This window comes from Streptomyces sp. NPDC002276 (genome assembly GCF_053891435.1).
The window spans coordinates 34,864-48,935 of sequence record NZ_JBSFCQ010000014.1; the positions used below are offsets into that span (position 1 = coordinate 34,864).

The 14,072-nt window shown below is 69.2% G+C and carries 14 protein-coding genes; 6 read left to right on the plus strand and 8 right to left on the minus strand.

Annotated elements, in window-relative coordinates:
* Window positions 1–387 precede the first annotated feature (387 nt).
* Window positions 388–2,130 carry a lysine--tRNA ligase gene (gene lysS / locus ACWIHT_RS31070; RefSeq protein ID WP_456171597.1) on the plus strand — a complete coding sequence of 581 codons (1,743 nt, stop codon included), beginning with the start codon at window positions 388–390 and terminating at the stop codon, window positions 2,128–2,130.
* Between the two features lie 56 nt (window positions 2,131–2,186).
* On the opposite strand, the gene ACWIHT_RS31075 is transcribed toward lysS, so the two are convergent.
* The 3 genes from ACWIHT_RS31075 to ACWIHT_RS31085 form a co-directional block, all read right to left on the minus strand.
* Entirely contained in the window at window positions 2,187–3,551 is a 1,365-nt protein-coding gene (locus ACWIHT_RS31075; RefSeq protein WP_456171804.1) for a DUF2637 domain-containing protein, read from the minus strand.
* Window positions 3,552–3,745: 194 nt separating this feature from the next.
* Complete coding sequence (locus ACWIHT_RS31080; protein ID WP_456171598.1) at window positions 3,746–4,636, minus strand: DUF3558 domain-containing protein; 891 nt, start codon at window positions 4,634–4,636, stop codon at window positions 3,746–3,748.
* 133 nt (window positions 4,637–4,769) lie between these two features.
* Window positions 4,770–5,615, minus strand: coding sequence for a DUF3558 domain-containing protein (locus tag ACWIHT_RS31085; RefSeq protein WP_456171599.1), 846 nt, complete (start codon window positions 5,613–5,615; stop codon window positions 4,770–4,772).
* A gap of 219 nt (window positions 5,616–5,834) precedes the next feature.
* Here ACWIHT_RS31085 and ACWIHT_RS31090 point away from each other — a divergent pair, with 219 nt between their 5' ends.
* The 3 genes from ACWIHT_RS31090 (at window position 5,835) to ACWIHT_RS31100 (ending at window position 10,064) form a co-directional block, all read left to right on the plus strand.
* Window positions 5,835–7,028 carry an RtcB family protein gene (locus ACWIHT_RS31090; RefSeq protein ID WP_456171600.1) on the plus strand — a complete coding sequence of 398 codons (1,194 nt, stop codon included), beginning with the start codon at window positions 5,835–5,837 and terminating at the stop codon, window positions 7,026–7,028.
* Window positions 7,029–7,246: 218 nt separating this feature from the next.
* Window positions 7,247–8,626 (plus strand): hypothetical protein, encoded by a 1,380-nt coding sequence (locus tag ACWIHT_RS31095; protein ID WP_456171601.1) that lies wholly within the window; start codon window positions 7,247–7,249, stop codon window positions 8,624–8,626.
* Between the two features lie 49 nt (window positions 8,627–8,675).
* A complete protein-coding gene (locus ACWIHT_RS31100; protein ID WP_456171602.1) occupies window positions 8,676–10,064 on the plus strand; it encodes a hypothetical protein in 1,389 nt (462 codons plus the stop codon).
* Window positions 10,065–10,091: 27 nt separating this feature from the next.
* Here ACWIHT_RS31100 and ACWIHT_RS31105 read toward each other — a convergent pair whose 3' ends face one another.
* The 4 genes from ACWIHT_RS31105 to ACWIHT_RS31120 form a co-directional block, all read right to left on the minus strand.
* A complete protein-coding gene (locus ACWIHT_RS31105) occupies window positions 10,092–10,994 on the minus strand; it encodes a GNAT family N-acetyltransferase (RefSeq protein ID WP_456171603.1) in 903 nt (300 codons plus the stop codon).
* A complete protein-coding gene (locus tag ACWIHT_RS31110; RefSeq protein ID WP_456171604.1) occupies window positions 10,991–11,167 on the minus strand; it encodes a hypothetical protein in 177 nt (58 codons plus the stop codon). Before ACWIHT_RS31110 ends, ACWIHT_RS31105 begins: the two co-directional genes overlap by 4 nt.
* A complete protein-coding gene (locus ACWIHT_RS31115; protein ID WP_201049937.1) occupies window positions 11,167–11,943 on the minus strand; it encodes an SDR family NAD(P)-dependent oxidoreductase in 777 nt (258 codons plus the stop codon). The genes ACWIHT_RS31110 and ACWIHT_RS31115 overlap by 1 nt, the downstream gene beginning before the upstream one ends.
* 115 nt (window positions 11,944–12,058) lie before the next feature.
* Complete coding sequence (locus tag ACWIHT_RS31120) at window positions 12,059–12,394, minus strand: YnfA family protein (protein WP_019075857.1); 336 nt, start codon at window positions 12,392–12,394, stop codon at window positions 12,059–12,061.
* A 136-nt stretch (window positions 12,395–12,530) separates the two neighbouring features.
* Here ACWIHT_RS31120 and ACWIHT_RS31125 point away from each other — a divergent pair, with 136 nt between their 5' ends.
* Window positions 12,531–13,028, plus strand: a complete 498-nt coding sequence (locus ACWIHT_RS31125; protein WP_456171605.1) for a hypothetical protein — start codon at window positions 12,531–12,533, stop codon at window positions 13,026–13,028.
* 87 nt (window positions 13,029–13,115) lie between these two features.
* Complete coding sequence (locus tag ACWIHT_RS31130; protein WP_200713903.1) at window positions 13,116–13,589, plus strand: MarR family winged helix-turn-helix transcriptional regulator; 474 nt, start codon at window positions 13,116–13,118, stop codon at window positions 13,587–13,589.
* A gap of 37 nt (window positions 13,590–13,626) precedes the next feature.
* Here ACWIHT_RS31130 and ACWIHT_RS31135 read toward each other — a convergent pair whose 3' ends face one another.
* Window positions 13,627–14,025 carry a winged helix-turn-helix transcriptional regulator gene (locus ACWIHT_RS31135; protein ID WP_456171606.1) on the minus strand — a complete coding sequence of 133 codons (399 nt, stop codon included), beginning with the start codon at window positions 14,023–14,025 and terminating at the stop codon, window positions 13,627–13,629.
* Between the last annotated feature and the right edge of the window lie 47 nt (window positions 14,026–14,072).

The window sequence follows — 14,072 nt, forward strand, 5'->3', positions numbered from 1 at the left end:
ATCCCACGGGGGGTAAAGCGAGTTTCTCGGGCGCGGGCCCGGTGGGGGTTGGCCGCGCAGTTCCCCGCGCCCCTAGGAGGCGGCTGCGCCGCTGTCCAAGCCTCTTCGGGCTCCGCGCGCCTGGGAGGCGGGTGCGCCGCCGTCCAAGGGGCGTGGGGGCTGGGGTCTGGACGGCGGCGGAGCCGCCTCTCAGGGGCGCGGGGAACTGCGCGGCCAGCCCCCACCGGGCCGCGGTCAAAAAACCGCCACCCCCCGGGCCAGCCCCGCGCTTCAGAGTCACGGTCTTGGAAAAGCCGTTTTCGTGGATGTCGGGTCGCCTGGGACAATGGCAGGGTCAGTCGTGCGACCGTACCGGCTGCCCGTGCAGAACTGTCAGAAAAAGAGGACGTGCCGATCGTGGCTCAGAGCACCGAGACCACCGACTGGGTCTCCCGTTTCGCGGATGAGGTCATCGAGGAGTCGGAGCGTCGGGCCCCGGGCAAACCGGTCGTCGTCGCGTCCGGGCTGTCCCCGTCGGGGCCCATCCACCTCGGCAATCTGCGTGAGGTGATGACTCCGCACCTCGTCGCCGACGAGATTCGTCGGCGGGGGCACGAAGTGCGGCACCTCATCTCCTGGGACGACTACGACCGGTACCGCAAGGTGCCGAACGGGGTCGAGGGGACCGACGGCAGTTGGGCCGAGCACATCGGCAAGCCGTTGACCTCCGTGCCCGCCCCGGCCGGATCGGCGTACCCGAACTGGGCCGAGCACTTCAAGGCCGCCATGATCGCCTCGCTCGCCGAACTGGGCGTCGAGTTCGACGGGATCAGCCAGACCGCCCAGTACACCTCCGGCGTGTACCGCGAGCAGATCCTGCACGCCATGAAGCACCGCGGCGACATCGACGCCATCCTTGAGCAGTACCGCACCAAGAAGGCCCCGCCCAAGAAGCAGCAGCAGAAGGCCGTCGACGCCGCCGAGCTGGAGGCCGAGGAGGGCTCGGGGGCCGCCGAAGAGGACGACGGCAGCTCCGGGTCCGCCGGATACTTCCCGTACAAGCCCTTCTGCGGCGCCTGCGGCAAGGACCTCACCACGGTCACGGCCTACGACGACGACACCACCGAGCTGACATACGTCTGCACCGAGGACGGTTTCACCGAGACCGTCCTGCTGAGCGAGTTCAACCGCGGCAAGCTGGTCTGGAAGGTCGACTGGCCGATGCGCTGGGCCTATGAGGGCGTGATCTTCGAGCCCTCCGGTGTCGATCACTCGTCCCCCGGGTCCTCCTTCCAGGTCGGTGGCCAGATCGTCGGGATCTTCGGCGGCGAGCGGCCCATCGGGCCCATGTACGCCTTCGTCGGCATCAGCGGCATGGCCAAGATGTCCAGCAGCAAGGGCGGGGTCCCCACCCCGGCCGACGCGCTCCAGATCATGGAACCGCAGCTCCTGCGCTGGCTCTACGCCCGCCGCCGCCCCAACCAGTCCTTCAAGATCGCCTTCGACCAGGAGATCCAGCGCCTCTACGACGAGTGGGACAAGCTCGACGGGAAGGTCGAGGACGGCTCCGCGCTGCCCGCCGACCTCGCCGCGCACGCGCGTGCCGTGCGCACCGCCGCCGGTGAACTGCCCCGCACACCCCGCCCGTTGCCGTACCGGACCCTCGCGTCCGTCGCCGACATCACCGCCGGGGCCGAGGACCAGACGCTGCGCATCCTCGGCGAACTCGACCCCGCCAACCCCCTGTCCACCCTCGACGAGGTCCGCCCCCGGCTGGACAAGGCCGAGGCGTGGATCAACACGCACGTACCCGCCGACCAGCGGACCATCGTGCGCGACGAACCCGACATCGACCTCCTCAAGTCCCTCGACGAGCCCGCCCGCCAGTCCCTGCGACTGCTCACCGACGGACTCGCCGACCACTGGTCCCTGGACGGCCTGAGCCACCTCGTCTACGGCGTCCCGAAGGTCCAGGCCGGCTTCTCCGCCGACGCGACCGCGAAGGAACTCCCGCCGGAGATCAAGACCGCCCAGCGGACCTTCTTCGCCCTCCTCTACCACCTGCTCGTCAGCCGCGACACCGGCCCGCGCCTGCCCACGCTGCTCCTCGCGGTGGGACAGGAACGGGTGCGGAGCCTGCTCGGCGAGTAAGCGGCCGTTCTACGACGAAGGGCCCTCTTGCGAGGGCCCTTCGTTCGTTTCGCCGCTCAGGCGATGTGGTCCTCCTGGAGCTCCGCCGTGTGACGGTTCGTGAAACGGTTGACCATCCGGTCCGCCTCGCGCTGCGGGAGCGTGACGCCGTACGTGGCCTCCACGTCACCCCGGAACTGGCCCGAGGTCGGATAGCTGCCGTCTATCGACTTCTTGAAGACCAGGTAGTAGTCCTCCTCGGACAGCTCCGTACCGCCGCCCGCACCCATCTCTCGGGTACGGCCAGGACCGGCCGGGATCGGGAACGTACCGGTGTCCTCCGGCGAGGGCTCGGGCTCCGGCTGCTGCTCCTCGTACCGCTGCTGCTGTTGCGGGAACTGCTGCTGCTCCTGGAACTGCCGCTGCTCGAACCGCCGTTGCTGCGCGAACTGCTGCTGTTCTTCCTCGTACTGCTGGAACTGCTCGGCCTGCGGCTCTTCCTCGTACCACCCGGAGTACACAGGCTCCGGTTCGTACGTCGGGTCGTAGCCGCCCTGGTACGCCACCGCCTGGGGATCGCGCGCCTGGAGCCACTGGCTCTGCGGCTCGACGTACTCCGGCTGTTGCTGTTGCTGTTGCTGTTGTTGCGGCTGCTGGGGCTGCTCGTTCGCCGCGGGGGCCGGGAGCTGCTGGACCGGTGCCGGGTTCTGCACGGCCGCAGGCGTCGGCTCCGGCTCCCGCGCCGGCTCCAACTGCGGGGCGGGGGGCAGCAGTACGGGCTCGATGCCCGCCGCCGCCAGACCCGAGGGGGCCGTCTGCGCGAGCGGGACGCCGTAGCGGGCCAGGCGCAGCGGCATGATGGACTCCACCGGGGCCTTGCGGCGCCACGCGCGGCCGAAGCGGGAGTGCAGCCGCGCCTGATAGACGAGGCGGTCCTGCTCCAGCTTGATGACCTGCTCGTAGGAGCGCAGCTCCCACAGCTTCATCCGGCGCCACAGAAGGAACGTCGGGATGGGCGAGAGCAGCCAGCGGGTGAGGCGGACGCCCTCCATGTGCTTGTCGGCCGTGATGTCGGCGATCCGGCCGATCGCGTGCCGGGCCGCCTCCACGGAGACCACGAACAGGATCGGGATCACCGCGTGCATACCGACACCGAGCGGGTCGGGCCAGGCCGCCGCGCCGTTGAACGCGATCGTCGCGACCGTCAGCAGCCACGCCGTCTGGCGCAGCAACGGGAAGGGAATCCTGATCCAGGTCAGGAGCAGGTCCAGGGCGAGCAGGACGCAGATACCCGCGTCGATACCGACCGGGAAGACATACGCGAAGTTGCCGAAGCCCTTCTTCAGGGCGAGTTCGCGTACGGCGGCGTACGAACCGGCGAAGCCGATACCGGCGATGACCATCGCACCGGAGACGACCACGCCGATGAGCACCCGGTGCATACGTGTGAGCTGAATGGGCGCGGACACCCGTACTCCCCTCCCCTTGCATGGTGTTGCGCGGAACAGGGTGGCACATGTGTGCGGCGTCCCGGGTGCCGGTCCGACAGGAGTCCGGCACCCGGGAGGGGCCGGACTCCGTCAAAAGGCTTGGCTGACCTGCGAGTTGAGGGTCAAGAACGGTGTGGATGTGACGGTCAGCTCTTCTTGCTCGCGGAGGGTGAGGGAGAGGCCTTGGACGCCGTCTTGGAGGGCGACGCGGAGGGAGACGCCGACTTGGAAGGGGCCTTCGACGCGGACGCGGAGGGTGCGGCGCCGCTGTCACCGCTCCCGCTGCCGTTGGCCGACGTGACCGCCGCCACGACCTCCTTCACGGCCTTCTCCGCCGCCTTCGTCAACGCGGCGGCGTCCGGCGTCTTGTCGCCCGCCAGACCGGCGCCGTTGTAGTCGATCGTGACGACCACGTTCTCGACCCGCGCCACCACCGTCTGCTGCCTGAAGGCGCCTTCCTTCTTCTTCAGGTCGTAGCGCACCGCCGTCGCCTGCGCGCCCGCTCCCGCGACCGGCTCCAACTTGACGTTCTTCGCGCCGGTGACCGACTGCGCCTCCTGCACCTGCTTCGTGAAGTACGACGCCGCCAGCTGGTCGCCCTCGCCCTGCGTCTGCGAGGAGTCGAACCGCAGCAACGACACGTTCAGCCAGCGGAACTGCGAACCCTTGACCCCGTTGTTGTCCAGGCTCGTCCAGGAGCAACTGCTCCGCGCCGCCGTGTCGCTCGACGTACCCTCCTTGCCCGATTTGGCCCCCTCCGGGACCAGATCGGTCAACGTCTTCTTCGACAGCACCGCACACGGCTCCGGCAACTTCTTGTACGCCGCCGCCTGCACCGTCGGAGCGGCCGTCGCGTCGGCGGAGGTCGTCGCGCCGGGACCGCTCGTGTCCTTGCCCGCGCTGTCCCCCGAACCGGAGTCCGAGGAGCAGCCGGCCGCGATCAGCATCACCGGGACCGCCGCCGCGCAGACAAGGACGCGGTGAAGACGCTTCGCTCGCTGGTGGTCCCGCCGGTCGCGCTGTGCTGGTTGATGCATGGTTCCTTCACTCATGACGCTCGTGGTTCCTGCCGTCGGATCGGGTCCGAGGGGCCACGGTACGCGGTGAGTCAGCTGTGCGGTCTCCGTTCACGGGCTTTGAACGGGGGCTCGGAAGCGGCCGTCCGAGCCCCTAACCGTTGAGCGAGTCGGCCAGTTGCGAGGCCAGTTTCCGCGCCCTGTCCTGCATCTTCTGGCTGTCCGGGACCACCCCGACCGTCGCCGGCTGCTCCTCGTACTCGATGGTCACAATGACGTTGGACGTGCGAAACACCACAGTCACCGTCCGCTGCTTGGCCGTCGAACCGGAGCTGCTCAACGCGTCGTCGACGAACGCCTCGTCACCGAGATCGGAGAGCGTGCGGGGCTGGAGGGCGGTCGGGGTGGTGGAGGCGGAGGAGGACGCGGAGGACGACGAGGAAGAAGAAGAGGTGGGGGTGGCCGAGGGAGTCGCGGAGCCGGAGGTCGAAGGGGTCGCCGAGTCCGACGCGGTGTTGGTGCCGGTGCTCGTGCTCGCGCTGGCGGCCGGTTCCGGGAGATCCGCCGCCAACTCCTTCGTCGCGAAGATCGTCTTCGCCTCGCTGTCGTCGCTCACCGCGTTGTCGTACGACACCACCCGCTCGAAATCGACCAGCAGATGGTCGGTCGCGTCCGTGGACTCCACCTTCCAACGGCAGCCCACCTTGCGGTCCGTGTCGAACGTCAGGGTCGCCTCGCCCGCGTAGGCGGCCGCGCGCTGGTCCGCGTCCGTGATCAGCTTGATGCCGGGGAGCAGGGAGTCCAGCGTGCCCTGGCCGACGGCACCGCAGGGCTCCGGAAGCGTGCGGTACTTGCCCGGCTGGGCCACCGCGGTCGCCGTACCGGCCTCGCCCGGGTTCGCGTCGTCCGTGGTACCACCATCGCCCGAACCGCTCGTACAGCCGGCCAGCAGCGCCACGAGGAGCGCGGCGGCGCCGGGTACGTATGCCTTCCGCTGCACGGTCGGGTTCCTCTCGACGACGATCAAGGGTCCTGGACGATGATCAAGGGTCCTGCCAGTGTCCCCGCTGGTTAATCGCTTGCCGCACCGGGGGACCCCCTGGAGACAATGTGTATCGCACGCACAGCCGTGAACGCCGGTCCGCTGTCCCTTTCGTTGACCTTGGCGCCGGTTTTGCGATTTTAGACTTCTGTTGTTTTCCGGGGGAATGAGGACGAAATGTCATACGTAGAGATACCGGGGGCGAAGGTCCCCATCCGCATGTGGACCGACCCGGCGTCGGTCGAGGAGGGCGCGCTCCAGCAGCTCCGCAACGTGGCCACCCTCCCCTGGATCAAGGGCCTCGCCGTCATGCCCGACGTCCACTACGGCAAGGGCGCGACGGTCGGCTCGGTCATCGCGATGCGGGGCGCGGTCTGCCCGGCGGCGGTGGGCGTCGACATCGGCTGCGGAATGTCCGCGGTCAAGACCTCCCTCACGGCCAACGACCTCCCCGGCGACCTGTCCCGCCTGCGCTCGAAGATCGAGCAGGCGATTCCGGTGGGGCGGGGGATGCATGACAGTCCGGTCGAGCCTGGGCGGATGCACGGGTTCGCGACTGCGGGGTGGGACGAGTTCTGGGGGCGGTTCGAAGGGGTCGCCGAATCGGTCAAATTCCGTCACGAGCGCGCACAAAAGCAGATGGGAACGCTCGGATCCGGAAACCACTTCACGGAAATTTGCATCGACGGCGACAGTTCGGTGTGGCTCATGCTCCACTCCGGATCCCGCAACATCGGCAAGGAACTGGCCGAGCACCACATCGGCACGGCCCAGAAGCTCCCGCACAACCAGGGCCTGGTCGACCGCGACCTCGCCGTATTCATCGCGGACACCCCGCAGATGGCGGCGTACCGCAACGACCTCTTCTGGGCGCAGGAGTACGCGAAGTACAACCGCACGATCATGATGGCGCTCCTGAAGGACGTGATCCGCAAGGAGTTCAAGAAGGCGAAGCCGACCTTCGAGCCGGAGATCTCGTGCCACCACAACTACGTGAGCGAGGAGCGGTACGAGGGCATGGACCTGCTCGTCACCCGCAAGGGAGCGATCCGCGCCGGCTCCGGCGAGTACGGGATCATCCCGGGCTCGATGGGCACGGGTTCGTACATCGTGAAGGGCCTCGGCAACGAGAAGTCCTTCAACTCGGCCTCGCACGGCGCCGGTCGGCGCATGAGCCGCAACGCGGCCAAGCGCCGCTTCTCGACCAAGGACCTGGAGGAGCAGACGCGGGGTGTGGAGTGCCGCAAGGACTCCGGTGTCGTGGACGAGATCCCGGGTGCGTACAAGCCGATCGAGCAGGTCATCGATCAGCAGCGGGACCTCGTGGAGGTCGTGGCCAAGCTGAAGCAGGTTGTGTGCGTGAAGGGTTGAGAAGTCAGTGTCAATGCGCCGGCCGCTCTGAAATCCTTCTGAGATCGCTGTGAATTCGAGCCCTATTTCTGTGAATTCCAGCGGTTGGCGCATTTCAATTGGTGTGCCGTTTGTGAAAGCATTGGTTGCGCACGTTCCTTATTGCTGGCCTCGAATTTCGCTGTGATGCTGCCTGGGTGTTTCGCCAAACCCACCCGCAGCGTCTCGGAGGACAGCACATGTCTGAGCGGTACCAGAATCAGAATCGGAGCGAGTTGAGTCGGCGCGCCGTCGTGGCCGCCGGTGCGGTGACCGCACTCGCGGGGACCGTGGTCGGCGGGGCCACCTCGGCCCAGGCAGCTACCGGCACGAAGGCGGCGGCCGGGCTCAAGGTCGGCGCCGGAAAGGCCGCGTTCACCCCTGCGGCCTCGCTCCTGCCGCTGGACAACTTCACCGCCGTGCACGACGACCTCAACGTCCGTGTCCTGCTGGTGGAGTCCGGCTCCCGCCGGATCGCCCTGGCCGTGCTGGACCTGACCTCGATCAGCGCGGAGGCGATCGCGCTGATGCGGACCGCCATCACCGCGGCCAGCGGTGTCACCGCCGCGAACATCATGGTCACCGTCACGCACTGCTTCTCCGCGCCGCACGTGCAGGCGAGTTCGTCCTCGGCCGGTGCCGCCGCCTACGTGCAGAACATCGTCGCCGCGACCAAGTCCGCCGTCGCGGACGCCGTCAAGAACCTTCAGGACGCCGAGGTCGGCTACGGCACCGGCCGTTCCGACGTCAACGTCAACCGCAACGTCTCCACCGCCGACGGCTACTGGCTCGGCGTCAACGAGCAACTCCCCTCCGACAAGGGCGTGTACGTCGCCCGCTTCAACGATCTCGACGGCAACCCGATCGCCGTCCTGACCAACTACAACGTCCAGTCCTGCGTGATGCAGGACTCCGTCATGGCCGACGGCACCCTGCCGATCACCGCCGACCTCGCGGGCGCGGCCGCCGCGCACGTCGAGACCCAGTACCCCGGCGCCGTCGGCTTCTGGCTGGTCGGCGCGTGCGGCGACCAGTTCCCGGCCTACCGTTCGAAGCGGTACACGATCGACAAGGACAAGGGCTGGACCTACGGCGTCGATCTGCACGACGCCGGCTTCGCGCTGCTCACCGCGCAGGGCGAGCGGCTCGGCAACGAGATCGTGCGGGTCGCCCAGGGGATCACCAAGTACGAGAGTGGCAAGAAGGTCGCGGTGCGGCTGGTCACCGACGACATCACCACCACCCAGGTCACGGGACCGCAGGCCGGCGCGCCGACCAAGACCGTCACCTTCACCCCCACCGGCTCCGCCCAGGTACCGATCTGGGTCTTCCAGGTCGGCAAGGGCGTCTTCGCCGGTGTGGAACCGGAGTTGTCCACGACCACCGCGAACGCGATCCGCGAGAATTCGTCGTTCTCCAGCACTTTCGTCATGTCGATGTTCGAGGGCGGCGCCAAGAACATGCCCGACAAATGGAATTTCGACCACGTCACCTACGAAGCGGTCGACGGCTTCTACATCCAGGGCACCGCGGAGAAGGCCGCCACTCGTATCGGGCGCATTATCAAGTCCCTGAACTGAGGTGGGGAAAATGACGACAAGGCGTGCATTCTTAGCGCGGGTTGTGGGGGTGGGGACAACAGCGGTGGTCGCCGTGTCGGGCCTCGCGGCCTGCGATTCCGACAGTGACAGTGACAGTGACGGCGACAGCGACAGCGGCAGTAGCAGTAGCAGTGGTGGCGGGCAGGTGAAGAGCGCCACCGCCATCACCCAGGTCTACGGCGACGGGCAGAAGTTCGTCGCCGTTGCTGTCGAGTACGACACCGCGATCGACACGTCCGCGCTCACGAAGACGTCGTTCACCGTCGAGGGGCGGACCGTCACCAAGGTCTACGCCAACACCGGCGCGGCCCTCGCCGACGAGGGCGAGGACGGGCCGTACGTCGTCGTGGAGCTGTCCCCGGACGACGACGGCGCGTTGTTGTGGGGAGGCGTGGGCGGGGGCGGGAACCCGGCGGGGACCACTCAGCCGTCGGCGTCCGCCTCCGGAAGCCCCTACGTCATCCCCGGCCCCCAAGTCGGCTCGACCGGCGGCCCGGCCACCATCAAGGCGGCGAAGGGCACGGTCGTCCAGTCCGGCACCGTCACGACCACCGGAGGCACCCGCTACGCCGCCGCGGCCGGCACCAAGGTCGCCACCGGACACACCGTGAACCTGATCGTCGACGACTTCCAGCAGTTCACGTACAAGGACCCGAGGACCGGCAGGTCGCTGCCGTACAACCTCTACGTCCCGAAGGGCTACGACCGGACCAAGTCCTATCCGCTGGTCCTCTTCATGCATGACGCGAGCCTGATCAGCACGACCGTGCGGGCGACGCTGGTGCAGGGGCTCGGCGCGGTGTGCTGGGCCGCTCCCGAGGAGCAGGCGGAGCGGCCGGCGTTCGTGCTGGCGCCGCAGTACCCGGAGGTGGTCGTGGGCGACGACTACAAGCCGACGTCGCTCTTCGACACCACCGCCGACCTGGTCCGGGAGTTGACCGGCAAGTACAGCATCGACACCGGACGGCTGTACTCCACCGGCCAGTCCATGGGGGCGATGATGACCCTCGGCCTGAACATCAAGTACCCCGATCTCTTCGCCGCTTCGTGGGTCGTCGCCGGGCAGTGGCCCGCCGCCCAGGCCGCGCCGCTGGCGAAGAAGAACCTCTGGGTCACCGTCTCGCAGGGCGACACGAAGGCCTATCCCGGGGAGAACGCCATCATGGCCGCCGTCGAGAAGGCCGGGACGAAGGTGAGCCGCGCGGTCTGGGACGGGCAGTCCACGGCGGCGGAGTTCGCCGCGGACGTCACGGCCATGGCGGCCAGGGGCACCACGGTCAACTACGCGACGTTCAGGAAGGGTTCGACCCTGGCCGGAGGCCTGGCCAACGCGCACGGCGTCGAGCACAACTCCACCTGGCCGATCGCGTACACCATCGAAGGCGTCCGGGAGTGGATCTTCCGCCAGCGCAAATAGCCCCCCGGCCAGGGCAGTTGATCTGGTTCAGCCGCCGAGCCGCTTCTCCATCAGCGTCACCGCGTACGGGCTCCCCAACCCGCCGTCCTTCGCCCGCTGTTCGCCTACGACGGCGTAGCCCGCCGACTCGTAGTAGGCGCGCAGGCGGGTGTTGGCGGCGAGACAGTCGAGGCGGGCGTACGGGCGGCCCGTCGCGGTGATACGGGACTCCGCCCGCGCGAGCAGTCGGCGTCCCGTGCCGGGCGGTGCCGTGTGCGGGGTCGTCATCAGGCGGTGGACGTAGCCCGCGTCGGGCGGGCGCGGGCCCCAGGCTGCGGGGTCGTTCCACCAGAGTTCGCAGGCACCGGCCAGGGTCCCGTCGGCGTACGCCAGCCACACCTCGCCCTCGCCCTCGTCCTCGCGCACGCGCCGCAGGAAGTGGGCCTCGTCCTTCTCGCCCGGCTTCCACTGGTCGATGCCCCGGGCGAGTTGCCACAGGGCCGCGCTGTCCCGGAGGCGGACGAGCGTGACGGCATCCGCCTCGACGGCCTTGCGGTACGTCAACTCCGGCCAGGCGGTGGGCTGTTCCTCAAGCAGCTTGTCGCGCAGGGTGGTTGAGAGGGCGGTGACGTCCAAGGGCAGGGCCTTGGTCACATAGCCCTCGACCGAGCCGTAGCGGCTGGCCAGTCCGGCGAGGAACAGGCGCATGACCGCTGCCGGGGCGTGGCCCCAGGACGGCCAGGCCGGGCTACGGCCGCCGTTGCGGGCCCGCCAGGCCAACAGGAGTGCGGGGGTGGCGAGTTCGGTGAGGGTGAAGTCCTCGACGATCGTCTCCTCGGGGACGCCGAGCAGGCCGAGGACCAGTGCGGCGAGCAGGCCGGTGCGGTCCTTGCCGGACGCGCAGTGGAAGACGAGGGGGTGTGCCGCTCGGCCGCCTCCGCGATTCCTCACTTGTTCGGTGCGTGCTTCACCGCGTAGATCATCACGAACGCGACGATGTGGATGCCGAAGAGGAAGTAGGCGAGGAAGTACCAGACCTTGCGCTCGTTCCTGGTCTCCTCGGCCAACCGGCGCTTGTCCAGGGCCTCTTGGGAGTTGTCCGGGTCGCCCTCCGCGTCCGGCATCACAGCTCCCGGTGGACCTTGGTGTTCGAGGCCTGGGCGCGCGGGCGGACGACGAGCAGGTCGATGTTGACGTGGCTGGGGCGGGTGACCGCCCAGGAGATCGTGTCGGCCACGTCGTCCGCCGTGAGCGGTTCGGCGACGCCCGCGTAGACCTTCGCCGCCTTCTCCGCGTCCCCGCCGAACCGGGTCAGCGCGAACTCGTCCGTCTTGACCATGCCGGGCGCGACCTCGATGACCCGGACCGGGGTGCCGACGATCTCCAGGCGCAGCGTCTCGGCGAGGACGTGGGCGCCGTGCTTGGCGGCGACGTAGCCCGCGCCGCCCTCGTACGTGCCGTGGCCCGCCGTGGAGGAGACGACCACGACCGTGCCGTCGCCGCTCGCGGTGAGGGCGGGGAGCAGGGCCTGGGTGACGTTCAGCGTGCCGAGGACGTTCGTCTCGTACATCGTGCGCCAGTCGGCGGGGTCGCCGGTCGCGACCGGGTCGGCGCCGAGCGCGCCGCCCGCGTTGTTGATCAGCACGCCGATCGTCTTGAAGGCGGTCGCGAACTCGTCGACCGCGGCCCGGTCGGTGACGTCGAGTTCGTACGCCGTCGCCTTGTGGCCCGCCTTGTTGATCTCCTCGGCCAGCGCCTCGATGCGGTCCTTGCGGCGGGCGGTGAGGACGACGCGGTAACCGGCCGCGGCGAGCCTGCGGGCCGTGGCGGCGCCGATGCCGCCGCTCGCCCCGGTGACGACCGCGATACGGGAGGCGGCGGACGGTGCGGCGGTGGCCATGGACTGCTCCTCGGGAGGGATCAACTGGTTCGTGCGTACGACTCGGTGCGTACGACTCGGTGCGTACAACTCCGTGCGTAAGGCTCCGTCCAGGATAGGCGGGCCCGGCGGCGGCTCAGTTTCCGCGCGGTGCCCACATGATCACGGCCATCCCGGCCAGGCAGATCAGGGCGCCGGTGATGTCCCAGCGGTCGGGCCGGTAGCCGTCCGCGACCGCGCCCCAGGCCAGCGAACCGGCGACGAAGATCCCGCCGTACGCCGCGAGGATGCGGCCGAAGTGGGCGTCGGGCTGGAAGGTGGCGACGAAGCCGTAGACGCCGAGGGCCATGACCCCGCCGCCGATCCAGAGCCAGCCGCGGTGTTCGCGCACCCCCTGCCAGACCAGCCAGGCGCCGCCGATCTCGAAGACGGCGGCGAGGACGAAGAGGGCCGCGGAGCGCAGTACGAGCATGACGGCCACCCCATCACACGGGTGCCGCCCGATCACACGGGTGTCACCTGATGGACGGCGCCTGTCGCGGGCTCCGCGTGGGATACATCCGTACGACCCCAGCGGTGGTGCTCGGGCGTACAGAGGAGTGGATGGCATGCGAGCAGTCGTACGGGTACTACGGGTACTACGGGTACTACGGGTCGGCGCCGTAGTGGGTGCCGCGTTCGCGGTGATGGGCGCGGCGCCCGGGCTTCCCGGCTCGTCGGCTCCGGAGGCGGACCTCTCCTACCACGGCTCCGTCGCGATGACCGGCGGCCAGGTCGACGTGCGGTTCACCCCGCGCAACCACGGCCCGTCCGCCGTCCCCGACGCGACCGTACGGCTGCGCTGGTCGAAGCCGCTCGCGAACCGGCAGACGTTGCCGGAGGGGTGCGCGCGGTCGGGGGAGCGGGCGGTGGTGTGCCGGACGGGGGCGCTCGCGGCGGACGAGGTGGGCGAGCGGATCGAGCTGCGGGCAGTGCTGCGGGACGCGTCCTCCGAGGTGCTGCTGGAGCTGGACACGGTGTGGGGCGGCGGCGCGGTGGACGGGAACCGGGCCAACGACCAGCAGCGGGTGCTCGTCCTGGACACCGGTGACACCTACTACTTCTGAGCCACGCCCGTAGTACCCCTGAGCCACGCGGCCGACCTCGTCGTACGATCTCGATCTCCGCACGGCACAGGCGACGAGGGGTACGACATGTCCGGGAACGCGCGGGCGCGGCTGCTGGACGAGTTGTCCACCGTCTCGCGCCGGTACATGGCGTCGTACGCCCTGTTCAACCAGGCCGTCGCCGACCGCCTCGGGCTGCACCCCACCGATCTGCAATGTCTGAACCTGCTCACGCTGGAGGCGGGGCCGGTGACGACGGGCCGGATCGCCGAGCTGACCGGGCTGACGACCGGGTCGGCGACGCGGCTCGTGGACCGGCTGGAGCGGGCGGGGTACGTCGTCCGGGAGCGGGACGCGGAGGACCGGCGGCGGGTGCTGGTGGCCACCGTCCCGGAGAAGATCACCGAGTTCGGCCGGATGTGGAACCGGCTGGGCGGCGGCTGGTTCACGCTCTTCGACGACCTCGCCGACGCCGAACTCGCCGTGATCGTCGGGCACATGAGGCGGACGGTGGAGTTCAGCGGCAAGCAGATCGCCCGGTTGCGGGCGGGCGAGGTCTAGGGCCTGCCCGGTCGGGAGAGCCCAGGCGGCCGCGTCGTCACTCGTCCCCGTCGTAGCGCCCCCGCGCCTCGTGGACCTCCTCGATGTGGGTCTCCGCCCAGTCCTTCACGGCGAGCAGGAGCATGCTCAGGCTGGTGCCGAGCGGGGTGAGTTCGTAGTCGACGCGGACCGGGACGGACGGGGTGACCGTGCGGGAGAGGATGCCGTCGCGTTCCAGTGAACGGAGCGTCTGCGTCAGCATCTTGGGGCTGACGCCGGCGATCTTGCGGGCGAGGTCGCTGTAGCGCATCGGGCCCGAGGCCAGGGCGGCGACGACCAGGCTGACCCACTTGTCGCTGATGCGGTCCAGCAGTTGGTTGGTGGGGCAGCTGCGGATGAACGCGTCGTACTCGACACGTGCCTGTTCGCGCCGCTGGGCCGCTGTCATGGTCGCCATGGGCCGTGGCCTCCGTTCGTTTCCGCCTGGTCGCGCTCACTTGCGGG

Bases quoted from the DNA above. Each gene is read 5' to 3' on its own strand.
- ACWIHT_RS31075 (WP_456171804.1), bottom strand. From the start codon at position 3,551: ATGCACCGGGTGCTCATCGGCGTGGTCGTCTCCGGTGCGATGGTCATC.
- ACWIHT_RS31080 (WP_456171598.1), bottom strand. From the start codon at position 4,636: ATGCATCAACCAGCACAGCGCGACCGGCGGGACCACCAGCGAGCGAAG.
- ACWIHT_RS31090 (WP_456171600.1), top strand. From the start codon at position 5,835: ATGTCATACGTAGAGATACCGGGGGCGAAGGTCCCCATCCGCATGTGG.
- ACWIHT_RS31095 (WP_456171601.1), top strand. From the start codon at position 7,247: ATGTCTGAGCGGTACCAGAATCAGAATCGGAGCGAGTTGAGTCGGCGC.
- ACWIHT_RS31110 (WP_456171604.1), bottom strand. From the start codon at position 11,167: ATGCCGGACGCGGAGGGCGACCCGGACAACTCCCAAGAGGCCCTGGAC.
- ACWIHT_RS31115 (WP_201049937.1), bottom strand. From the start codon at position 11,943: ATGGCCACCGCCGCACCGTCCGCCGCCTCCCGTATCGCGGTCGTCACC.
- ACWIHT_RS31120 (WP_019075857.1), bottom strand. From the start codon at position 12,394: ATGCTCGTACTGCGCTCCGCGGCCCTCTTCGTCCTCGCCGCCGTCTTC.
- ACWIHT_RS31125 (WP_456171605.1), top strand. From the start codon at position 12,531: ATGCGAGCAGTCGTACGGGTACTACGGGTACTACGGGTACTACGGGTC.
- ACWIHT_RS31130 (WP_200713903.1), top strand. From the start codon at position 13,116: ATGTCCGGGAACGCGCGGGCGCGGCTGCTGGACGAGTTGTCCACCGTC.
- ACWIHT_RS31135 (WP_456171606.1), bottom strand. From the start codon at position 14,025: ATGGCGACCATGACAGCGGCCCAGCGGCGCGAACAGGCACGTGTCGAG.